The organism is Pseudomonas sp. MWU12-3088, from assembly GCF_023242405.1.
Taxonomy (GTDB): Bacteria; Pseudomonadota; Gammaproteobacteria; order Pseudomonadales; family Pseudomonadaceae; genus Aquipseudomonas; species Aquipseudomonas kribbensis.
Window position 1 is genome coordinate 1,238,022 of sequence record NZ_JALJEA010000001.1, and the last position, 20,256, is coordinate 1,258,277.

A 20,256-nucleotide genomic window follows, 5' to 3' on the forward strand; every position below is an offset into this window, starting at 1 on the left:
GCCTATTGACCTTTTTACCTCAATGATGGCTACATGCAGGAAAAGTCGCGACGCTCTCCAAAAAAACAGGCAATGGTACGTAAACCATTTTTTGTCATCCTCGAAAAAACAACCTTACCAAGTTGCATACACCAACAGCTATTTTACAAGGACTTTAAATGTGGACTGTTAACATTCACAACGAATCACCTGACGAAATCGAGCCCGACATCGCAGCCATATTCCCCACTAATAAAGGCTGGAACGACTTCGGCTACAACTTCAGAGCACACCTAAAAATAAACTCAAATGGAATCTATTTAGAATTCCCCATCATGCTTCTTCCTTTTGTGGAGGACAAAGCACAGAACCATGTAAGCACTTGGATCAGTAACAAAATAAAAATCTCCCAAAAAAAGGAGCCACCAACACCTGAAAATAAAAAATTCCCAAACTACATCACTGTATTTACCTCCGTGGAAAGCTACCAAATTCTAGCCAAAAAGCTTACTCGCGAACACTACGAGGCACTACTTCTCTCAATCGGAGAAATCAACTCCTTTCGAGTTAACAACAAAATCGATCAACAAACTTACAAATCAATCATTGAGGCCCCTGAGTTTGTTGCCGGTATTACCCGAAACGCGGGAGCCTATAGAGCCCTAAGATTTGGCTACTTTTCAGCACGTAGATTAGCGCCACCAGACGAGGCCAGAATCCCATTTTCCTACTCCACCAAGCTAGACGGATATGCATCACCCCACCACATTAATTTCAGCTTTTCTGAAAACAATCTTATGCCTGACAGAATCCATTGCCTAATTGGAGTCAATGGAGTAGGAAAGACCAGATACCTTAATAGTCTAATCCATGGAATTCTGAAAAAAGTAAATTCCCTATCCGACGTTCGATACAGATCAGATCTATTTGATAGTTATGGAAAACCCACAGACCAACTGTCAAATGATTTATCACTGGCGCAATGGGAAACACTTCCCCCGTTCAGCACTCTGAATATGTACTCTACCGACCCACACAATAACTTACCGCGCACATCAAGCATTACCGGGGTCTTTAATTATAACTATTTCGACATGGGCTTAGAAGGCAGCAGCAGCCTGACAACAATGTTAGCAGACATGCTTAGAAGCGATGTCCCCATTGGCAACGAAGATAGATTCATCCTCTTAAAAAAAATAATGCAAAAAATTATACCAGCCGGAATTTTGATGATTCCAGTTTTGGAAAAGCTGGAGAATACCGCTAAATTTAAAGACATTGATGGAAATCATTGGATACCTATTGGCGCGATTAGAGGTGGAGAGCTAAGAAAACTTGAAATCATCGGGAATATTGACACAAATAGAGATATCACCTTTCAAATAGGGGCTTCTCTGACGACGCCGCTCAGCAGTGGCCAGAAAATGTACTTCCGGTTTGCTACTCACTTTTTGACATCCGCAACTAAAGGAATGATAGTTCTACTAGACGAACCAGAAACACATCTACACCCAAATCTCATTACCGAATTCATGAATCTTTTGCACACCGTGCTATCTGCAACTTCGTCCATTGCGGTCATCGCAACTCATTCCGCCTATGTAGTAAGAGAAGTTCCGACGCACTGCGTACACGTCATAAAAAGCGACAATGAAAAAATTGTATCCACTCAAAGTGTCTACCTCAACACCCTCGGGGCGAACATCAGTTCATTATCAGACATCGTATTCGGCGACAGCTTAGCGCAGTCTTTTTCCGACAAAATCGCAGAAGAGCTTGCTACGTCCGGAGCGTCATTTGAGAAAATAATCGAAAATTATAAATCCATACTAAGCATGGACATGCTTATGAAAATTCGCGAACTCATGAAGCGTGAGAATCACGAATGAGATCCTTATCCTACAAACTTGTTCCAGATAGAACAATTCTAAACTCCGTACTCGCACACTATACCGACTTAAAAAGTATAGAAAGCTCAATCAGGCTTGCATATCGAAACTATGTAATTAAAAGAGCCTGCCCTTCTATGCAACCCATAGCAACGACGGCGGTAGAAAAGGATGCTTTTGATCGTGCCTACCAATCAAAAGCTGCCGCGGCCAAATTATCTTGGATCAGTAGCATTCCGCTAAACGGCCTTGCAAGCTGCCCGTTTTGTGGTGGCGATGGTGCTAGGACAATAGAACACTATCTCCCTCAAGCCTCCTATCCTGAATTTTCGATTTATAGTTTGAACCTGATGCCGTCATGTGGTGACTGCAATAGAAAGCGTAACGACTCAAATGCTTACGGCGCCGATGTTAAACTTCTACACCCTTACTTCGATCGCGCCCTTCTAAACAACATTGACGTTTTTATAAAAATCAACCTTACCAGCAACATCCCAGATTTCGAAATAACCTACAACGATTCGGATTTCGAAGATAACATTCAAGAACGAATTGACCATCACATTGCCACATCAATCGACGAAACTGCCTTTTACAACAAAATGATATCAACCTTGCAAGCATTGAAAGTGCATGCTAGAAAACACTCAAACGCACAATCCTTCAGAGATGTTATACAGGGATATATAGATGTCAGCGTGGAAACAAATGAACCAAATTCCTGGACGCACGCTTTATGCAAAGGACTCATGAAGCTCAGTGATAACAATATTGATTTAATTTTCGGAGAGCACTTTATTTAATCGCCAACCAAAGAATGGCTCTCCCAAGCCACACAAGTACCAAAAAATTTTATCCATACATTGCAGGATAAGAGGATGTAGGCATTGAACATCATTGACGTAATTAGTAAATGGGCCATTTCAGACATAAGACTACGTCTACCGCTCATTCCACCAAAACAGAATGCACTCTGTTACTGGAGCCTTCTGGCTTACGCTCTTTGCGCGCCATTATCCACCGCAACTCAAGCGGCGGCTCAGTTGCCGCCTCCAGACTCGTTACGGTCACTGGTGTTAACCCTGAACGAACGCCTGAACATCGGCGACCTCGTCGCCCTGACCAAATGGGACAGCGGCAAGCCGATCCAGGACAGTCCCCGCGAAGCCCAGGTCATCGCCAATGCCCGGACGCTGGCCACCGAACGCAAGCTCGACCCGGAAGACGTGGCGCAATTGATCGCCGCGCAAATGGAAGCCAACAAACTGGTGCAATACGGTTTGCTCGCGAAGTGGCAGGCGGCCGGTGCAGCGCCGGACACGCCACGTCCGGATCTGGGCAAACAGATCCGGCCGCGCCTGGATGAGCTGCAAACCCGACTGTTGCAGCAATACGCCGACTTCACGCCCTATCGCCATGACCCGGACTGCACGACGTGGCTGGCCAAGGCGCGCAGCGGTCTGACTCACGATACGTTGCATGAACTGGCCCTGATCCGTGCCACCGGCGAACTATGTATTCGGGCAACAGCCCCGTGAATCGGGGCTCAGGCATCCATCGCTGGCGTCGATAGTCACCATCACGCCAATGAAGTTCTCATAAAAAATCCCGGGCGTAACATCTGCTCCATACCAACCAAACAACACCCCGGAGCACACGATCATGAAACGCCAAATCCTTCTCGGCATCGCTTTCTCGGTACTTGCAGTCAACGCTTTTGCAGCAAAACCCGCTCACACCATGATCGCCGAAGGCGGTTCGGATCGATTGATCGAACAGCGTGTAGCTGAAGGTGGTTCAGATCGTCTGCTGGAACGCCGCGTAGCTGAAGGCGGCTCGGATCGTCTGCAAGAACGCCGCGTAGCTGAAGGTGGCTCGGATCGTCTGCTGGAACGCCGCGTAGCTGAAGGTGGTTCGGATCGTCTGCAAGAACGTCGCGTAGCTGAAGGTGGCTCGGATCGTCTGCAAGAACGCCGAGTAGCTGAAGGCGGCTCGGATCGTCTGCTGGAACGCCGTGTTGCCGAAGGTGGCTCGGATCGTCTGCAAGAACGCCGTGTTGCCGAAGGTGGTTCGGATCGTCTGCAAGAACGCCGTGTTGCTGAAGGTGGTTCGGATCGCCTGATCGAACGCCGCGTCGCATGACCTGAAAACGCTTTCCCAAGACAAAGAAAAGCCCGGCCTGATCAGCCGGGCTTTTTCACATCCAGTCGTCGCTTACTGAACGGTTTTCAGCTTGACCACGTCACCGGAGACCTTGGTGGTGTAGCCGCTCAGAACCCATGCCCAGAACCAGTTTTCCTGAACCTGGGTGTTGATCATGGCATCGCCGCCCTTGGCCTGGATGGCGGCCTCTTGCGCGCGGACGAAACGGCTGTTCTGCCGGATCGGGATCACGCCGAACAGCATCAGGCCGGTGGCGGTCGCTTCGCTGTGGCCAATCACGGTGTACTGATTGCTGTCGTAGTGTTTGGTATTCATCGGGGTGCCGGTGCAACCTGCCAGAACCACACCGAACAGTGCGGCGGCGACTACTTTGCTGAGGTATTTCACTGCAAGACTCCATGGGTAAACGCCCGGGATCCATCTCTCGGGCGGCGCACACTTTACTGGAGGCAGTGGCACATTAGTATCAATCAGGGAATATTTCATGAAGCGCTGCCAGCAGCGCTTCACGAGTCTCTTCAGGTATTGGTCTTCAATTTGGTCCACAACCGCGTCGTCAACCGCGCAATCGCCGCCGGCAACTCTTCCACGGTGAACAGCTTGTCCATCACCTCTTTTGGCGGGTAGATCGCCAGATCCTGTTTCACCGCCGGCGTCAGGAACTCATTCGCTGCCGCGTTGGGGTTGGCGTAGTGAATGCTGTTGCTGATGTTGGCGATCACCTTCGGTTCCAGCAGGTAGTTCATGTAGCTGTAGCCATTCTTCTGGTGGGGTGCGTTCCTGGGCATGACCACCATGTCGAACCACAGCGTTGTGCCTTCGTTGGGAATCGAATAAGCGATGTCGATACCGTTTTTCGCTTCCCTGGCGCTGGCGGCAGCCTGGACCACATCGCCGTTGAAGCCGATCACCGCACAGACGTTGCCGTTGGCCAGATCGCTGATGTACTTCGACGCATGGAAGTACTGCACGTAAGGGCGAATCTTGAACAAGGCCGCTTCGGCTTTTTGGTAATCCGCCGGTTCATGACTGTGTGGCGGCAGGCCCAGGTAGTTGAGGGTGATCGGCAACACCTGGGTCGGGTTGTCGATGATCGCCACGCCGCACTGACTCAACTTCTTGATGTTGTCCTCTTCGAAAAACAGCTTCCACGAACGGGTAACGTCGGTGTTGCCGAAAATCGCCTTGATCTTCTCGACGTTGTAACCGATGCCGGCGGTACCCCACATGTACGGATAGCCGTATTGATTGCCCGGGTCGTTGACTTCGAGTTTCTTCATCAACTGCGGGTCGAGGTTCTTCCAGTTCGGCAGTTGCGACTTGTCGAGTTTCTGGATCGCGCCGGCCTTGATCAGCCGCGACAGAAAGTGGTTCGACGGACTGACCACGTCGTAACCGGTATTGCCGGTCATCAACTTCGATTCCAGCACTTCGTTGCTGTCATGAATGTCGTAAGTGGCCTTGATGCCGGTGGCTTGGGTGAAGTTGGCCAGGGTGTCGTCGGCGATGTAGCCGTTCCAGTTGGAAATGTTGACCGCTTCGTCGGCCAGGGCGCCGGTCGATGCCGTTGCGAGCAGGACCGCCAGGAAAAGTGTGTGGACGCGCATGTTCTGTCACCTGAATTGAGTGGCTTTTGTTCTTGTGGGATCTGCGGAATTTCAGATTTCTGTTCTGGCCCTGACCGCCTCCACGCGCATGCGAAGCATGGCACCGATATCGAAGAAAGGTCGCGGCGGCAGCCAGCCGGGTTCGGCCCGTTGCATCACCGATTGCAGCAAGGGCGAGTCGACGCCCGATGCCAACTCCGCCAACAGCCGTCCCCACAGGGTTCCACGCGCCACGCCTGAACCGTTGCAACCGGCCACGGCGAAAACGCCCTCCTCAACCCGATCGAAATACGCCTGGCCGCTGCGGCTTGCACTCAGATGACCGGTCCAGGTATAGCGAATGTCTTGCTCGCCGAGGAACGGAAAGCGTCGTTGCAGACCGCACACATGATGTTGCCGACGCAAAACCAGTTCGCTGTCGGACAGGTCTCGCGTGCGGTATTCGGCGGTGTTGCGGATCATTACCCGGCGATCCGGGGTCAGTCGCACCGTGGCGCCCAGTGGCCGGGTCGACAGCACGCCCCACGGCTCGACCGAACCGATGGCCGCGAATTCCTGATCCGTGAGCGGGCGCGTGAGACTGGCACTCAACTCCATCGGGAACGTGGCGCTGTCGCGGATGCCGACGCGGGGTATGAAGGCGTTGAGGCACACCAGCACCTGTTTCGCTTCGATACTGCCTTCGGCGCCTTGGGCACGCAGACGTCCCTGGCCGACACGCCCAAGACCCACAATGTCGGTGTTCTCGAATACCGTGACGTTGTCCGGAAGTGCATCGAGCAAGCCCTTCACATACTTGGCCGGTTGCAGCAGCGCGTTGCCGTTGCCGCACCAGATCGCCGCCTGATAGTGGCGAGTGCCGAGCTTCTGGCTCAACGCCTCGCCTTGCAGAAATTCAGCGCAGGCACCAAGGGCGCGCAGCGTGGCAAGTTTTGCGTCGACCTGATTGAGCTTGGCCGGGTCGTTCACGGCGAAGAAATAACCGCTGTCGCGGAAGTCGCAGTCGATGGCGTGTCGGGCAATGCGTTGGCGGACTTCTACGCTGGCGGCGCGGGAAATCGCCGTGTCGACTTCAAACCCGGCAAAGCCTGCGGCGCCGATCAGTTCGCTGTCGGCCGGGTGTTCATGGGCGACCACGAATCCCGAGTTGCGCGCCGAAGCGCCCTGCGCTGCCGATTGCCGATCCACCACCACAATCCGCGCCTCGGGATGCAGTTGCGCGAGGTTATGCGCGGCGCTGAGCCCGGTGATGCCGGCCCCGATCACCAGCCAGTCGGCTTTTTGCGCTCCGCTCAGGCGACCGCGTGCCGGGGCGTTTCCGGCTTGCGCGATCCAGCCACAGATATTGTCCATGCATCACCTCGTAAGACTGTCGTTCCGCGGCTTGCCTTCTTCGGATACCCATGCGTGAATCGCATGTCCGTGTTGTGAAGATTGCCGCCAGAACTAGAATCTATAGGGTCTTCAAACGCCTCACCAACGCTAAGAAATCATCGAGCCATTCTGAAAACGCATGGATAAAATTCGCCACGCTCCCTCACTGCAAGCCATGCAGGCACTGGTCGAAGTCGCCCGATGCGGCAGCTTCACTCAGGCTGCGCAGACGTTGTGCCTGACCCAAAGCGCCGTCAGCCGGCAGATCCAGCAACTGGAAAGCCACTTCAATGTGGCGCTGTTCGTGCGCACCAGTCGCAACCTGCACCTGACCCCGGAAGGCGAACAGGTGCTGGCCAGTGCCCGGAGCATTTTCGAGCAACTCAAAAACCTCGAAGAGCGCCTCATGCCGCAGAAGCGACCGTTCCGCATTCGCCTGCATGTGTCGCTGGCAGTGCGTTGGTTGCTGCCCAGACTCAGCGACTTTTATCTGCACCATCCCGAGGTCTCGCTGGCTATCGAAACCGTCGCCACCGAAGTCGTCGAGCCCACCAGTGACAGCGACGCGTACATCCTTTATTTGCCGACGGAATCAAGCGACCCGGATTGCCTGACGCTGTTCAAGGAGACACTGGTGCCGGTGTGCGCTCCCAATTTGGTAGACGCCCCCCGGTCAGTCGAAGAACTGCAACGTTTTGCCTTGCTGCATCGTTCTGCGGATCGCCAGGCCTGGATCGAATGGCTGGCCGCGAACGACGGCAAACCGCTGGAAGCTTACCGGCACATCCCGTTCAACCTCGATGAACTGGCACTGGACGCAGCGGCGCGGGGACTGGGTGTGGCGGTGACGGACATGACGCTCGCGGCAGAATCCATAGAGCGTGGAGTGCTGGTGGTGCCGTTCGGGGAACCGCTGAAAACCGGGGGGATTTACTCGTTGTGCTTGCAGCCGTCGGCGGCAGCGCATCCGGCGTGTGGGGTGGTGATGGGGTGGTTTGCCGGTCAGGCCGAGCAGGAAAATTGAACGCGGGAACGGCATTGCGCGGTCCCCGCCATTAAGCTCATTGATTGGAAAATGACTGAAGATACGCCAACAAATTATCGATTTTCTCCTCGTCACTCAGCCCCCAGAAGATCATCCGCGTCCCCGGCACCACGCCTTTCGGATCTTTCAGATACGCCGTCAGCGTTTCACGGTTCCAGGTGATGCCGGAGTTCTTCATCGCATCGGAGTACACGTAGTTTGCCGACGTCCCCGCCGGGCGGCCGATGATGCCGTTGAGTTGCGGGCCGAATCCGGGACGGGCGGACTCGCCGACCTGGTGGCAGCCGCCGCACAGGCGCGGGAAGATTTTGCCGCCGGCCTCGGCGTCGCCAGCCGCCAGGGCGGGCGTGCTGAACAGACCTGCGTTGAGGATCAGGGCGAGGGTCAATAATGCGGTGTTTTTCATCGGGAGCATCCAGATCTTCGGCGGCGCCAAGGGTAATCCTGCGGGGAGCGTTGCGCTACAGATAAGCCGCGATCACTTGCCGGACTTTGAGCAAGGCTTGACGCAGGACAAGCATGTCCACCGAGCCCAGCGCCAGCCGGATCGCGTGAGGCACATGGGCCGATACGGTGAACGGTTCGGCGTTGGTGACCGAGATCTGCGCCTTCATCAGCTCGATCACCACCTGATCGGACCTTGCGTCTTCCGGCAGCGGCAGCCAGAGGAAATACGAGGAAGGATGGCCAACCATCGGCAAGCCTTGCAGGATTTCCGCGGCCAGCGCCTGACGGGCCCGGGCGTCATCGCGCTTTTGCGCCTCCAGCAAGGTGACTGTGCCGTCGTCGAGCCAGCCGCAGGCCATCGCGGTCATCACCCCCGGCGTGTTCCAGGTGGTGGCGCGGATGATGCGTTCCAGTGCCGGGACGATTTTCAGCGGCGCCGCGATGAAGCCGAAGCGCAGGCCCGTGGCGATGTTTTTCGAAAGTCCCGAGACGTACACCGTGCGCTCCGGCGCCAGATCCGCCAGCGGTGGCGGCGGGTTATCGACCAGAAAGGCGTAGGCAGCGTCTTCGATGATCGTCAGATCATGCTGTCGGGCAATCGCCACCAGTTGTTCACGCTGCGCCAGCGGCATCACCCAGCCCAGCGGATTGTGCAGGGTCGGCATGCTGTACACGGCGCGCACCGGGCGGTTGCGGCAGAGTCTGTCGAGAGCCGCCAGATCCGGGCCGTTTGCGGTCACAGGAATCGCCACCACTTCAAGGTGCAACGCTTCGGCGAGCACCTTGAAGCCTGAATAGGTCAGAGCATCGGCCGCAATTACGTCACCGGGATTGAGCTGCGCCATTAACGTCACCGCCAGCCCTTGCTGGGCGCCATTGACGATCAACACCTGCTCGGCGTCGACACTCAGGCCTCGGGCCTGCAAGTGCCGGGCAACCAAAGCCCGTTCATGCTGGCGCCCGGCGTGGGGTTGATAACGAAGCAGTGCTTCGAGATCGCCGGACAGCGCCAATTGCCGCAAAGCGGTGCGCAGCAGATCAGCCTGCCCCGGCAGCGACGGGTAGTTGAAGTTGAGGTCGATCATGCCGACGGCGATGTCTTTCTGATCGATCCCCTGCCCCGGCAACAACGAGGTTTCCCGGACAAACGTGCCCCGCCCGGTTTCGCCGCTGACCAGGCCCATGGCCTCCAACTCCGCATACACCCGCGAAGCCGTGACCAGCGCCAGCCCTTCGCTGGCCGCCAGTTGCCGATGGGTCGGCAAACGCGTGCCGGGCAACAGGCGACCGCTGCGAATGTCGGCGGCATAGGAATCAACGAGGGTCTTGTAACGGGAGCGAGGCATGCCGGGATGTATCCATGACAATTCTTTGATTGTGCTGATTCTCAACCCTAGGATGAGCCACAAGCAACCCCACTTTTGAGCAGGACCGACATGGAACGAACCACAAATCTGCCCGCTCCGGCCCTGGAAAAAACCAGCGGCTGGATCAACGGTTTCATCGGCGTCGTGATTTTCAGCGGTTCGCTGCCGGCCACGCGGCTGGCGGTGCTGGAATTCGACCCGGTGTTCCTCACCGTCATCCGCGCGACCATCGCCGGGGTCTTGGCGTTGTGCCTGTTGTGGCTGTTTCGCGAACGACGCCCGGCGCGGGATCAGTGGTTCTCGTTGTTGATCGTGGCACTGGGTGTCGTCGTGGGATTCCCGCTATTGACCGCCCTCGCGCTGCAATACGTGACGTCGGCGCACTCCATTGTGTTTGTAGGATTGCTGCCGCTGGCGACGGCGATTTTCGGTGTGCTGCGCGGCGGTGAACGGCCGCGTCCGGTGTTCTGGATCTTTTCGGTGCTGGGCAGTTTGCTGGTGGTTGGCTTTGCGGTATCCCAGGGCCTGACCGCCTCGCCCACCGGGGATCTGTTGATGCTGGCGGCGATTCTCGCCTGCGGTCTCGGTTATGCCGAAGGCGCCAAACTGTCGCGCACCCTCGGTGGCTGGCAGGTGATCTGCTGGGCGCTGGTGTTGTCGCTGCCGGCGATGGCCGTGTTCAGCGTATGGCGGGCGCCCGCCTCGTTCAGCGGCATCAGCTTATCGGCTTGGGTCTGCCTGGCTTACGTTTCGCTGTTCAGCATGCTGATCGGTTTTGTGTTCTGGTATCGCGGCCTGGCGCAGGGCGGGATTGCGGCGGTCGGGCAGTTGCAATTGCTGCAGCCGTTTTTCGGTCTGGCGCTGGCGGCGACGTTGCTGCATGAACACGTCAGCGTCGGCATGCTGGTGGTCACGTTGGGTGTGATTTTGTGCGTGGCCGGGGCGAAGAAATTCGCCAGATGATCAGCTCGTTCCCGCTTTCCACTCCCGAGGACTGAGCCCGGTCTTGCGCCGAAACGCCCGGGCCAGCGCCGAAGGACTTTCATAGCCGACTTCTTCGGCGATCAGGGCTATCGGCCGTCCCTCGCGCAGACGTTTCTGCGCGAGGCTGATTCGCCAGCTCACCAGATAATCCACCGGCGTCTGCCCCACCACTCGCCGGAAATGCTCGGCAAACCCGGCACGGGACACATGCACGGTCGCGGCCAGTTCGGCGACGCTCCAGGCCTTGGCCGGTTGGTCATGCATCAGACTCAACGCACGGGAAATCTTCGGATCAGCCAGCCCCGCCATCATCCCCGGTTGCTGGTCGCGACTGCTGATGAGATGGCGCAGCAGCAGAATCACCAACAGTTCGAACAGCCGATCCATCACCGCTTCGCGCCCGCAATGACCATCGAATGCCTCCTTGAACAGCCATTCCAGAGTGCTGGCCATTTCCGGAAGGTCGGCGAGTTTCAGCACCAGATAATCCGGCAGCGCCGCCGCCAGCGCATTGCCCGCGCCGCCATCGAAGGTCAGCGAGGCGCACACCAATTGCGCGCCCATGCTCTCGTCGGCGAACAGTCGGTGAGCAAACGGTCGGGGGAAGAAAATCAGCGTCGGTTCGCTGAGCGAGAGTTCGGGGTCATTCCCCGGTTTGAGCAGCACTTGCCCGGCCTGCAACAGATGCACATGGCCGCAGACCTGATCGCCACCATAGGCGCTGATGCCGCAGAAAGTACCGCTGTGGAAGGTGCCGGCATTCACGCCGAAGTGGCTGAGCAACGTGGACAAGCGATCCATGGACGAATCCTCGACGACAGGTTTGGACGATCTGTCGCATATCCTCGACGATTTGCACCCAAAGCACCAGTCTCGCTCAATAACATGACCTCCATCCCCGGCGCACTTCGCACCGGACTTTCGGAGAATCACCATGAGCCGCATCGCCCCGATCACCCTTGAAAACGCCACCGAAACCACCCGCCCGACCCTGGAAGGCGTGCAGAAAAAAATCGGTTTCCTGCCCAACCTGTTCAAGACCCTGGCGGTTGCCCCCGCTGCACTGGATGCCTACGTGCAAGTCTCCGCCACGCTGGGCAAAACGTCCCTGAGCGCCAAGGAAAAAGAGGCGGTGTACCTTGCCACGTCGCAGGTCAACGGCTGTGATTACTGCCTCTCGGCGCACACCTTGTTTGCCAGCAAGGCCGGGCTGGCAGCAGAAGAAATCATCGAAGCGCGTCATGGTCGGCTGAATGCCTTCGCCGCCCTCGCCCATCAACTGACGGAAACCCGTGGCCATCTGAGCGATGAACAGATCGCCGCCGCCCGCGCTGCCGGCATCGACGAAAAGAAGATCATCGAAGTGATCGCCATCGTCGCCGTGCAGACCCTGACCAACTACCTCAACAACACTGCACTGACCGACATCGATTTCCCGGCGATCGATGCCTGACAGTGACCGGGGTCGATCTCAGTCGTGATCGACCCCGGCGCGTTTCAGCAATTTCTTGCAGCGCTCGGACAGGTGAAACACCTGCAACTGCTTGCCGGCCTTGGCGTAGCGTTCGCGCAGGGTTTTCAGCGCGGCGATGGCCGAGTAGTCGACAAAGCTCAGATGCCGGCAGTCCAGCGTCACGCGCTGTGGATCGTTGGCCGGGTCGAACTGATTGAGGAACGGCGTGGTCGAGGCGAAAAACAGCGTGCCGTGCAGGCGATAGAGTTTGCTGCCATCGGCTTCCAGATGTTCATCGGCGTACAGTTCGCGTGCCTGCTGCCAGGCAAAATTCAGTGCCGCGATGATGATCCCGCACAGCACCGCCGTGGCCAGATCGGTAAACACTGTGATGGTGGTGACCGCGATGATCACCAGCACATCGTTGAGCGGCACTTTGTTCAGCACCCGCAACGAGGCCCAGGCAAAGGTCTGCTGCGACACCACGAACATCACCCCCACCAGCGCCGCCAGCGGAATCCGCTCGATCAGCGGCGACAGGAACAGAATGAACAGCAGAATCAACACCCCCGCTACCACCCCGGACATCCGCCCGCGCCCGCCGGAACTGAGGTTGATCACAGTCTGGCCGATCATCGCGCAACCGCCCATGCCGCCGAACGCGCCGGAGACCATGTTCGCCGCGCCCAGCGCTACGCATTCGCGATCCGGGTAACCGCGAGTTTCGGTGATTTCGTCGGTGAGATTGAGGGTCAGCAGGGTCTCCAGCAGGCCGACCAGCGCCATCAGGATCGCGTAAGGCGCGATGATGCGCAGGGTTTCGAGGTTGTACGGGATGTCCGGCAGCGCGAATGTCGGCAGACCGCCAGCGATGTGCGCCATGTCGCCGAGGGTGCGGGTCGGCAGGCCCAGCAGATAGACCAGCGCCCCGACGCCGAGGATCGCCACCAGTGCCGGCGGCACGGCACGGGTCAGGCGCGGCAGGATGTAGACGATGGCCATGGTCAGCAGCACCAGCCCGGTCATCAGGTACAACGGCGTGCCGCTGAGCCACTGCTCGCCGCTCTTGAAATGCTCCAGTTGCGCCAGCGCAATGATGATCGCAAGACCGTTGACGAACCCGAGCATCACCGGGTGTGGCACCATGCGCACCAGTTTGCCCAGGCGCAACAGCCCGAACGCCATCATGATCAGGCCACCGAGCAACACCGTCGCCAGCAGGTACTGCACGCCGTGCTGCACCACCAGCGCGACGATCACCACCGCCATCGAACCGGCCGCCCCGGACACCATGCCCGGCCGGCCGCCGAACAACGCGGTCAGCGTGCAAATGATGAAGGCGCCATAAAGGCCCATCAACGGATTGAGATGAGCCACCAGCGCGAACGCAATGCATTCGGGCAACAGGGCGAACGAGGTGGTGAGTCCGGCCAGGACATCGGCGCGCAGACGAATCGGTTTCATGGCTTACCTGACAGCGCGGCCGATACTGACGGCCGCTGTATTCGCGGGAAAAAGAGGGTTGCGGATGTTACGCAATTGCCCGGGCACGGGCCAGCGATCGCTGACAGGGACGGCCCGGCGCTTTATGCTTGCGCGCTTCGTTGATCGACGGGTTTGAACATGTCACCGCTATCCACCCGCGAAGTCTGCCAGCGCTTGCGTGAGGCTGCATTGGGCGTTTGCGCATTACGGCGTATTGCACAGGAATCCGGGACCGGCCAGATATCGGTCGAGCTCGACGGCTGGCACCTGTCGCTCGACTTTGACAGCCAACACCTGCACCACTGCCTGCAATGCCGGTGCCCGGAAGGTCGCGTGTGGACGCTCGACACCACTCAACGTTTCGGCACCGACCCGGTCAGCCTGCTCAGCACCTGGGAACTGGCGCAGATCGAACGACTGTTGGCCCGGGCCGACTGACCGAATCAGCCCTGTCGCAGGTCCAGGTTGTAGGTGTAATAGCCAGTGTCACGCACCCAACCGAGGGATTCGTACAAACCCTGGGCCGTGAAATTGTCGGTGGCGGTTTCCAGTATCAGGCCCTTGGCGCCGGTTTCCACGGCAAAGTCCCGTGCAGTGTTCATCAGCAATCGCCCGACGCCACGGCCTCGAGCGGCCGGCGTGGTGAACAGGTCGCTGAGCAACCAGGTGCGGTGGGCGTCTATCGATGAAAACGTCGGATACAGCTGTACGAATCCCTGCGCTTCGCCGTTTTCATCTTCAACCAGAAAAATCGCCGATTCATTGCCCGCCATACGCTCGGCGATGAAGGCCCGCGATTGCGCCAGGTTCGATGGCTGGCCATAAAAGCCGCGATAGCCGTCGAACAGTAAGGCCACCGCATCCAGATGTTCCGCACTGGCGCGTATTGCCTGAAGACTCATATCCCCTCCCCGATCCCGTCAAATGATTGCAGCAGCATAGCGCTGTCCGTCGAGTTCGCTGGCTTAATCGCTATATAGTTTTGTATATTGCGAACCCGAAATCGCCAGACTTTCAATGTCTTCCATGAGCAGCATCCGCGAACGCAACCAGCAACTGATCCTCAAGGCCGCCAGCGAAGAGTTCGCCGCCAATGGCTTCGACGCAACCCAGACCCGCGACATCGCCGCCCGCGCCGGTGTGCCCAAGGCCAATCTCTATTACTACTTCCAGAGCAAGGAAAACCTCTACGGCAAAGTGCTGCTCGGCTTCGTCGAACCGCTGCTGGAAGCCTCGGCGGTGCTGCGCGAAAGTGATGACCCGTTGATCGGCCTGCGCGCCTACGTCGCGGCCCGCATCCGCATCGCCCGCGAGCATCCGGCGATTGCCAAGGTGTTCAGTGGTGAACTGCTGCTGGGCGGTCGCCAGCTACCCGATGAATGCCGCGACCTGTTGCATGCCGAAGCCCGGCGCAATGTCGAGTGCCTGCGCAGCTGGATCGAGCGCGGCTTGCTGGCGCCGGTGGATCCCGAGCATCTGATGTTGTTCATCTGGTCGGCGACGCGCACCTACACCAATATCGGCTGGCAGATGGGGCGCATCACCGGGCGGGAAATACCGCAGGATGAGGACTACGAAAGGGCAGCGGATACCATTACGCGGCTGGTGCTGGGCGGTGTGGTGTCCGAGCCGGTGAGTGATGTTCGCAGGTTGATGTTTGCGACTTGAGCGGCGGAGTCAGGGCATGATGTCCAGAGGTAGTGCGCGGTCACCTTCCATCCGCTCGTACCATGCCTGGAACTGGGCAGGCAGACGCTTTTTCCATTCCGGTACGTTGGTGTAATAACGGGCTCGCGTGTGTCCCCCTTTCTCAGGCACCAGCATCAGCACCCAGAAACGGTTATTGGCCGCACGCATCAGAATGGCCGCGTTCATATTGCCCAGTCCGCGCACCCACATCTCGATGACCTCGGCATCAGGCACATCAACCGCCGGGTCGCCGACGGTCATGGTACTCGTACGGTCCACCAGCTTCTGATAATCACCCTTGAGCAATTTATGCAACGCCTGATCCTCTTGCTGCGTACGAGCAAGTCCAACGCTGAGCAAGTTGTAATTCATCGAAAGTGGTTTATCAGACGCCACATAACGACCTGAGTAAAAGACACCCATACCGCCGCCGCAATCAACGTCATCGCCATTCTGCGTGACGTCCAGAACACCATTGATAGCTCGAAAAACAAGCGTGCAACTACCCTCTTCGAAACGAGCCTCAACACCGCTCAACACAGCAATGCCTTCCAGATCACCAGAGTTGGCGCCCTCCTGTGCCGAAACCTCAAAGCGGATGTGTGTGGCGTCCTGACGCTTGATGATCACTTCAGATCCCGAGTTCACCCCGTGAGGAATCAAATGCCATGTGGAATCCCAGTTGAACGCTCTGGCCGCATATTGCAGCTCAGTCAGGCGCATCAGATATTCACGACGCAAGCACGCCGGTTCAGCGCCACAAAGGCTGCGGTTCTTCAACCATGCTCTTTGATCGGCCTTGAGCGCTTTCGGATCAGCAACCTTCGTCAGTGTTGTCGTCCAGAGCTTCCCGAGTTTCTCATCAAGACTCGAGGTATACGGATCCGCACAAATGGCTTTTTCAACCGGGCTGGAAGCGCCAGCGCAGTCGAAACTGGCAGCGTGTGTATTGGCAGCAAAAACGAGAGGCGTCAGCAACAAGGCGTGACGGAGATTGAAAGCGAGCATCGACAGATTCCATTCCTGAGGCGGCGGCAGTATGCCGCGCCCGGGTTATCGATGCTCTGGAAATTTCACCGGTTACTACAAGAGAGTCAGAACGCGATCTCAGCCGCCGGCTTCACATCAATCCGCGCCACAGAGCCGGTCAGGTGCGCCCAGTCCTTGTTGTGTTCGGTGATGATGTCTTCGGCGCTCATGTTGCCGTTGTCGACGGTGGAATGCGCGTCGGCTGCCAGTTCCACGTCGTAGCCCAGTTGATGGGCCTGACGCACGGTAGCGTTGACGCAGTAATCGGTCTGCAGACCGCAGATCACCAGGCGATCGAAGTCTTCCCGGGGGATCAGCTTTTGCAGGTTGGTCTGGTAGAACGAGTCGTTGGCGGTCTTGTCGACGTGCAGGTCACTCGGTGCGGTATTCAGGCCATCGGCCAGTTGCCAGCCCTCGGCGCCGTGGGCTAACGGGCTGTCCTTTTCGTTATGCTGGATCAGCACGACAGTAACGCCAGCCTTGCGCGCCCGGGCGCTGAGGCCGTTGATGGTATCGATCACCCGTTTGATGTCGTGGCACTCGTATTCGCCTGTGCACAGGGCGCGCTGGACATCGATGATCAGCAATGCGGTGGTCATGGTGAGCCTTCCTTGATCGGTCCTTGAGACAGGGGCGGACGTGTGCCCGCCCCCTTTTTACCCTTCTCAGTAACCCAAAGACAACCCGGTGTTGCGCCGTGGATCATTGGCGCCGTAGAAGCGGTTCTTGCCGACTGGTTTACCGCCCAGCGACGGCGCTCCGACCAGAATCGCAGCGATATGGTTGGCGTCCTGCGGGCCCGCAAACTTGTGGCCCCAGCTCTCGAGAATCTTCTTCGTGTCGGGGCTGGCGGCGTAGTCTTCGAGGTTGGTCTGCTCCGGCATCCACTGCTGGTGGAAGCGCGGCGCATCAACCGCTTCCTGCAGGCCCATGCCGTAGTCGATGACGTTGAGCATGGTCAACAGAGTCGCCGTGATGATGCGGCTGCCGCCCGGCGTGCCCACCACCATCACCACTTTGCCGTCCTTGGTGACAATGGTCGGGCTCATCGACGACAAGGGCGCCTTGCCGGGCGCGATGGCGTTGGCTTCACCCTGCACCAGGCCGTACATGTTCGGCACGCCGACTTTCGAGGTGAAGTCGTCCATTTCATCGTTGAGGATCACCCCGGTCTTGCTCGCCATCACGCCCGCACCGAACCAGTCGTTGAGGGTGTAGGTGACCGATACCGCGTTGCCCCATTTGTCGACGATCGAGTAGTGCGTGGTGTTGCTGCCTTCATGAGGCGCAACGCCAGGTTTCAGCTCGGCGGAGACACCGGCCTTCTGCGGCTGGATCGCATTGCGCAGCTTGGTCGCGTAGTTCTTGTCCAGCAGGTGCTCGATCGGGTTTTTCACGAAATCCGGGTCGCCCAGATAGCTGTTGCGATCCACATAGGCGTGGCGCATCGCCTCGATCTGGTAGTGCATGCCTTGGGCCGAATGGAAGCCCAGATCCTTCATCGGATAGCCTTCGAGGATGTTCATGATCTGGCAGATCACCACCCCGCCGGAGCTTGGCGGCGGCGCCGACACCACGTGGTAACCGCGATAGTCGCATTCCACCGGGGCCAGTTCGCGGGTCTTGTATTTGTCGAGGTCAGCCTGGGTGATGATGCCCTTGTTGGCCTGGCTGGAGGTGACGATGGCGTCGGCCACCCAGCCTTTATAGAAACCATCGGCGCCTTTCTCGGAAATGGTGCGCAGGGTCTTGCCCAGATCTTTCTGCACCAGTTTCTGCCCGACCTGCATCGGCTCGCCGTTGTGAAGGAAGATCGAGCCGGAGTCTTTCATGTCCTTCTTGAACACGTCGGTGGCGTAGTCCAGCAGATCGACGTCACCCTGCTCCAGCTCGAAACCTTCTTCCGCCAGTTTGATCGCCGGGGCGATCATGTCCTTGCGCGGCTTGGTGCCGTATTTGGTCAGTGCCAGCTCCATGCCGGAGACAGTGCCCGGAACGCCCACCGCGAGGTGGCCACGGGTACTCAGATCAGGAATGACGTTGCCGTCCTTGTCGAGGTACATATTGGCTGTCGCGGCCAGTGGGGCTTTTTCCCGGAAATCGAGGAAGGTCTTGCGTCCGTCCGCCAGTTGAATGGTCATGAAACCACCACCACCGAGGTTGCCCGCTGCCGGGTAAACCACCGCCAGTGCGTAGCCCACGGCGACCGCCGCATCCACCGCGTTGCCGCCACTTTTCAAGACATCGACACCCACGTGGGTGGCCAGGTGCTGGGCGGTGACCACCATGCCGTTTTCGGCGGCGACGGGCGCAACCGAGGCGGCGTGGGCCATGAGGCAGCTGAGCGCCAATGAGGTCGCAATCAGCGATTTGGCAAAAGGTTCGTACTTCATGAGTCTGTCTCTTCTTTTTATAAGGTAGGAAAGCGCTTCAAGAGCATCAGCCAGTATGGTCGCGATTGCGGTTTGCGCCTCCCCGATCCGGCAGTATGCTGGGCGCTGTTGCCGACCCGACCCGGAGTTTTCCCCCATGGCCTACACGTTCATCACCCTGCCCTCGCCCGTCGGCGAGTTGAAGCTGGTCGCGAACGGTTCACGACTGGCCGCCATCCTCTGGGAAAACGACAAACCGAGCCGGGTGCGCCTCGGACCAATGACCGAAGTACCCGACAACCCGGTGTTGCTGAAAACCGCGCGACAGCTGGAAGAATATTTTGCAGGAACGCGAAGTGCGTTCGATCTGGAGCTGGACTTTGCCGGCACCGAGTTCCAGAAAAAGGTCTGGGCCGCGTTGCTGACCATTCCGTTCGGTGAGACTCGCACCTACAGCCAGATTGCCGAACAGATCGGCCATCCCAGCGCGGTACGTGCCGTCGGCGCGGCGAACGGCAGAAACCCGATTTCGATCATCGCGCCCTGTCACCGGGTGATTGGTGCTTCGGGAAAACTGACCGGGTTTGCCGGCGGCCTTGAAGCCAAAGAGCGCTTGCTGACACTGGAAGGTGGCCAGTGGTCAGACATCGGCAAAACCGGTGAGCTGTTTTAAGCGTCGAAAAAGTTATTCATGGCGGCGTATTGCAGCAACATGATGGTCTTGGCATCGCAGATCTCGCCACGATGAAACGCTGCCAGTGCATCGTCGAAGCGCCACTCCAGAACCTCCAGTTCCTCGGTTTCCTCCTCCAGGCCACCACCGTCGCTGACCTTTGACGCCGCGTCGTATTCGGCAACGAAGAAGTGCAGCTTCTCGGTTACCGAACCCGGACTCATGTACGCCTCGAAGACTTTCTTCACATCGTGCACGCGATAACCGGTTTCTTCCTCGGCTTCGTCACGGATGCGCTGCTCCGGCGCCGCGCCTTCCAGCAGTCCGGCAGCCACCTCGATCAGCAGACCGTCATGACCGTTGACGAACACCGGCAAGCGGAACTGGCGAGTCAGCACCACCGTGCGTTTTTCGCGATTGAACAACAAAATCGCTGCGCCATTGCCGCGGTCGTAGACTTCGCGGGTCTGGCGTTGCCATTCACCGTTGTTGCGCAGGTAGTCGAAGGTGATTTTCTTCAGCAGATACCAGTCGTGGGACAACACCTGAGTGTCGACGATGTTGATCCGCTCGGCGGTGTTGGGCATGACGCTCGATCCTTTTTTGTCATCGATTTCGTTAATGGCATGGTAGGCGAAAGCCCTGCTCAACGAACAGCCTCTCGCTAATACCCGGCAAAGCCGAATGCACTTAGAGAAAC

The 20,256-nt window shown here is 57.9% G+C and carries 22 protein-coding genes; 10 read left to right on the forward strand and 12 right to left on the reverse strand.

Annotated features, from left to right (window positions below; all coding sequences use genetic code 11):
• Positions 1–158 precede the first annotated feature (158 nt).
• The 4 genes from M5B98_RS05655 to M5B98_RS05670 all read left to right on the forward strand — a co-directional run bounded on the left by M5B98_RS05655 (position 159) and on the right by M5B98_RS05670 (position 4,010).
• Positions 159–1,868 (forward strand): AAA family ATPase, encoded by a 1,710-nt coding sequence (locus tag M5B98_RS05655; protein ID WP_248742124.1) that lies wholly within the window; start codon positions 159–161, stop codon positions 1,866–1,868.
• 137 nt (positions 1,869–2,005) lie between these two features.
• On the forward strand, positions 2,006–2,671 hold the full coding sequence (locus M5B98_RS05660; RefSeq protein WP_248742125.1) for a hypothetical protein: 666 nt from the start codon (positions 2,006–2,008) through the stop codon (positions 2,669–2,671).
• 186 nt (positions 2,672–2,857) lie between these two features.
• On the forward strand, positions 2,858–3,406 hold the full coding sequence (locus M5B98_RS05665) for a chorismate mutase (protein WP_248742177.1): 549 nt from the start codon (positions 2,858–2,860) through the stop codon (positions 3,404–3,406).
• 124 nt (positions 3,407–3,530) lie between these two features.
• Positions 3,531–4,010: a phage infection protein gene (locus M5B98_RS05670; protein ID WP_248742126.1), complete on the forward strand. Its 480-nt coding sequence runs from the start codon at positions 3,531–3,533 to the stop codon at positions 4,008–4,010.
• A 72-nt stretch (positions 4,011–4,082) separates the two neighbouring features.
• Here M5B98_RS05670 and M5B98_RS05675 read toward each other — a convergent pair whose 3' ends face one another.
• From M5B98_RS05675 to M5B98_RS05685, 3 genes are all read right to left on the reverse strand, one after another.
• The gene (locus M5B98_RS05675) at positions 4,083–4,418 is read right to left on the reverse strand and encodes a hypothetical protein (RefSeq protein ID WP_085711582.1); all 336 of its coding nucleotides are present in this window, start codon (positions 4,416–4,418) and stop codon (positions 4,083–4,085) included.
• A 131-nt stretch (positions 4,419–4,549) separates the two neighbouring features.
• Positions 4,550–5,638 (reverse strand): polyamine ABC transporter substrate-binding protein, encoded by a 1,089-nt coding sequence (locus M5B98_RS05680; protein ID WP_248742127.1) that lies wholly within the window; start codon positions 5,636–5,638, stop codon positions 4,550–4,552.
• Positions 5,639–5,689: 51 nt separating this feature from the next.
• Complete coding sequence (locus M5B98_RS05685) at positions 5,690–6,991, reverse strand: NAD(P)/FAD-dependent oxidoreductase (protein WP_248742128.1); 1,302 nt, start codon at positions 6,989–6,991, stop codon at positions 5,690–5,692.
• 160 nt (positions 6,992–7,151) lie between these two features.
• Here M5B98_RS05685 and M5B98_RS05690 point away from each other — a divergent pair, with 160 nt between their 5' ends.
• Positions 7,152–8,036 carry a LysR family transcriptional regulator gene (locus M5B98_RS05690; protein ID WP_248742129.1) on the forward strand — a complete coding sequence of 295 codons (885 nt, stop codon included), beginning with the start codon at positions 7,152–7,154 and terminating at the stop codon, positions 8,034–8,036.
• 37 nt (positions 8,037–8,073) lie between these two features.
• Here M5B98_RS05690 and M5B98_RS05695 read toward each other — a convergent pair whose 3' ends face one another.
• Complete coding sequence (locus tag M5B98_RS05695) at positions 8,074–8,463, reverse strand: c-type cytochrome (protein ID WP_248742130.1); 390 nt, start codon at positions 8,461–8,463, stop codon at positions 8,074–8,076.
• 55 nt (positions 8,464–8,518) lie between these two features.
• Positions 8,519–9,850, reverse strand: a complete 1,332-nt coding sequence (locus tag M5B98_RS05700) for a PLP-dependent aminotransferase family protein (RefSeq protein ID WP_248742131.1) — start codon at positions 9,848–9,850, stop codon at positions 8,519–8,521.
• 90 nt (positions 9,851–9,940) lie between these two features.
• On the opposite strand from M5B98_RS05700, the gene M5B98_RS05705 reads away from it, so the two are divergent.
• The gene (locus M5B98_RS05705; protein ID WP_248742132.1) at positions 9,941–10,834 is read left to right on the forward strand and encodes a DMT family transporter; all 894 of its coding nucleotides are present in this window, start codon (positions 9,941–9,943) and stop codon (positions 10,832–10,834) included.
• On the opposite strand, the gene M5B98_RS05710 is transcribed toward M5B98_RS05705, so the two are convergent.
• Positions 10,835–11,656: a cupin domain-containing protein gene (locus tag M5B98_RS05710; RefSeq protein ID WP_248742133.1), complete on the reverse strand. Its 822-nt coding sequence runs from the start codon at positions 11,654–11,656 to the stop codon at positions 10,835–10,837.
• Positions 11,657–11,789: 133 nt separating this feature from the next.
• Here M5B98_RS05710 and M5B98_RS05715 point away from each other — a divergent pair, with 133 nt between their 5' ends.
• Positions 11,790–12,308: a carboxymuconolactone decarboxylase family protein gene (locus tag M5B98_RS05715; RefSeq protein ID WP_248742134.1), complete on the forward strand. Its 519-nt coding sequence runs from the start codon at positions 11,790–11,792 to the stop codon at positions 12,306–12,308.
• 18 nt (positions 12,309–12,326) lie between these two features.
• Here the strand turns inward: M5B98_RS05715 and M5B98_RS05720 are convergent, their stop codons facing one another.
• Entirely contained in the window at positions 12,327–13,772 is a 1,446-nt protein-coding gene (locus tag M5B98_RS05720; RefSeq protein ID WP_248742135.1) for a SulP family inorganic anion transporter, read from the reverse strand.
• Between the two features lie 159 nt (positions 13,773–13,931).
• Here M5B98_RS05720 and M5B98_RS05725 point away from each other — a divergent pair, with 159 nt between their 5' ends.
• Positions 13,932–14,231 carry a hypothetical protein gene (locus tag M5B98_RS05725; protein ID WP_248742136.1) on the forward strand — a complete coding sequence of 100 codons (300 nt, stop codon included), beginning with the start codon at positions 13,932–13,934 and terminating at the stop codon, positions 14,229–14,231.
• Between the two features lie 5 nt (positions 14,232–14,236).
• Here M5B98_RS05725 and M5B98_RS05730 read toward each other — a convergent pair whose 3' ends face one another.
• Complete coding sequence (locus M5B98_RS05730; protein ID WP_248742137.1) at positions 14,237–14,695, reverse strand: GNAT family N-acetyltransferase; 459 nt, start codon at positions 14,693–14,695, stop codon at positions 14,237–14,239.
• A 124-nt stretch (positions 14,696–14,819) separates the two neighbouring features.
• Between M5B98_RS05730 and M5B98_RS05735 the strand changes: the two genes are divergently transcribed.
• Positions 14,820–15,461, forward strand: coding sequence for a TetR/AcrR family transcriptional regulator (locus M5B98_RS05735; RefSeq protein WP_248742178.1), 642 nt, complete (start codon positions 14,820–14,822; stop codon positions 15,459–15,461).
• 9 nt (positions 15,462–15,470) lie between these two features.
• Here the strand turns inward: M5B98_RS05735 and M5B98_RS05740 are convergent, their stop codons facing one another.
• The 3 genes from M5B98_RS05740 to ggt form a co-directional block, all read right to left on the reverse strand.
• Entirely contained in the window at positions 15,471–16,490 is a 1,020-nt protein-coding gene (locus M5B98_RS05740; protein WP_248742138.1) for a lysozyme inhibitor LprI family protein, read from the reverse strand.
• An 86-nt stretch (positions 16,491–16,576) separates the two neighbouring features.
• Positions 16,577–17,110 carry a cysteine hydrolase family protein gene (locus M5B98_RS05745; RefSeq protein WP_248742139.1) on the reverse strand — a complete coding sequence of 178 codons (534 nt, stop codon included), beginning with the start codon at positions 17,108–17,110 and terminating at the stop codon, positions 16,577–16,579.
• A gap of 66 nt (positions 17,111–17,176) precedes the next feature.
• Entirely contained in the window at positions 17,177–18,904 is a 1,728-nt protein-coding gene (ggt, locus tag M5B98_RS05750) for a gamma-glutamyltransferase (protein WP_085711597.1), read from the reverse strand.
• A 136-nt stretch (positions 18,905–19,040) separates the two neighbouring features.
• Here ggt and M5B98_RS05755 point away from each other — a divergent pair, with 136 nt between their 5' ends.
• Entirely contained in the window at positions 19,041–19,556 is a 516-nt protein-coding gene (locus tag M5B98_RS05755) for a methylated-DNA--[protein]-cysteine S-methyltransferase (RefSeq protein WP_248742140.1), read from the forward strand.
• On the opposite strand, the gene M5B98_RS05760 is transcribed toward M5B98_RS05755, so the two are convergent.
• A complete protein-coding gene (locus tag M5B98_RS05760; RefSeq protein WP_248742141.1) occupies positions 19,553–20,143 on the reverse strand; it encodes an NUDIX domain-containing protein in 591 nt (196 codons plus the stop codon). The two genes, M5B98_RS05755 and M5B98_RS05760, sit on opposite strands and share 4 nt — an antisense overlap.
• Between the last annotated feature and the right edge of the window lie 113 nt (positions 20,144–20,256).

Bases quoted from the DNA above. Each gene is read 5' to 3' on its own strand.
- M5B98_RS05725 (WP_248742136.1), top strand. From the start codon at position 13,932: ATGTCACCGCTATCCACCCGCGAAGTCTGCCAGCGCTTGCGTGAGGCT.
- M5B98_RS05760 (WP_248742141.1), bottom strand. From the start codon at position 20,143: ATGCCCAACACCGCCGAGCGGATCAACATCGTCGACACTCAGGTGTTG.
- M5B98_RS05740 (WP_248742138.1), bottom strand. From the start codon at position 16,490: ATGCTCGCTTTCAATCTCCGTCACGCCTTGTTGCTGACGCCTCTCGTT.
- M5B98_RS05685 (WP_248742128.1), bottom strand. From the start codon at position 6,991: ATGGACAATATCTGTGGCTGGATCGCGCAAGCCGGAAACGCCCCGGCA.
- M5B98_RS05755 (WP_248742140.1), top strand. From the start codon at position 19,041: ATGGCCTACACGTTCATCACCCTGCCCTCGCCCGTCGGCGAGTTGAAG.
- M5B98_RS05710 (WP_248742133.1), bottom strand. From the start codon at position 11,656: ATGGATCGCTTGTCCACGTTGCTCAGCCACTTCGGCGTGAATGCCGGC.
- M5B98_RS05735 (WP_248742178.1), top strand. From the start codon at position 14,820: ATGAGCAGCATCCGCGAACGCAACCAGCAACTGATCCTCAAGGCCGCC.
- M5B98_RS05705 (WP_248742132.1), top strand. From the start codon at position 9,941: ATGGAACGAACCACAAATCTGCCCGCTCCGGCCCTGGAAAAAACCAGC.
- M5B98_RS05700 (WP_248742131.1), bottom strand. From the start codon at position 9,850: ATGCCTCGCTCCCGTTACAAGACCCTCGTTGATTCCTATGCCGCCGAC.
- M5B98_RS05730 (WP_248742137.1), bottom strand. From the start codon at position 14,695: ATGAGTCTTCAGGCAATACGCGCCAGTGCGGAACATCTGGATGCGGTG.
- ggt (WP_085711597.1), bottom strand. From the start codon at position 18,904: ATGAAGTACGAACCTTTTGCCAAATCGCTGATTGCGACCTCATTGGCG.
- M5B98_RS05715 (WP_248742134.1), top strand. From the start codon at position 11,790: ATGAGCCGCATCGCCCCGATCACCCTTGAAAACGCCACCGAAACCACC.
- M5B98_RS05680 (WP_248742127.1), bottom strand. From the start codon at position 5,638: ATGCGCGTCCACACACTTTTCCTGGCGGTCCTGCTCGCAACGGCATCG.
- M5B98_RS05720 (WP_248742135.1), bottom strand. From the start codon at position 13,772: ATGAAACCGATTCGTCTGCGCGCCGATGTCCTGGCCGGACTCACCACC.
- M5B98_RS05655 (WP_248742124.1), top strand. From the start codon at position 159: ATGTGGACTGTTAACATTCACAACGAATCACCTGACGAAATCGAGCCC.
- M5B98_RS05670 (WP_248742126.1), top strand. From the start codon at position 3,531: ATGAAACGCCAAATCCTTCTCGGCATCGCTTTCTCGGTACTTGCAGTC.
- M5B98_RS05745 (WP_248742139.1), bottom strand. From the start codon at position 17,110: ATGACCACCGCATTGCTGATCATCGATGTCCAGCGCGCCCTGTGCACA.
- M5B98_RS05695 (WP_248742130.1), bottom strand. From the start codon at position 8,463: ATGAAAAACACCGCATTATTGACCCTCGCCCTGATCCTCAACGCAGGT.
- M5B98_RS05660 (WP_248742125.1), top strand. From the start codon at position 2,006: ATGCAACCCATAGCAACGACGGCGGTAGAAAAGGATGCTTTTGATCGT.
- M5B98_RS05690 (WP_248742129.1), top strand. From the start codon at position 7,152: ATGGATAAAATTCGCCACGCTCCCTCACTGCAAGCCATGCAGGCACTG.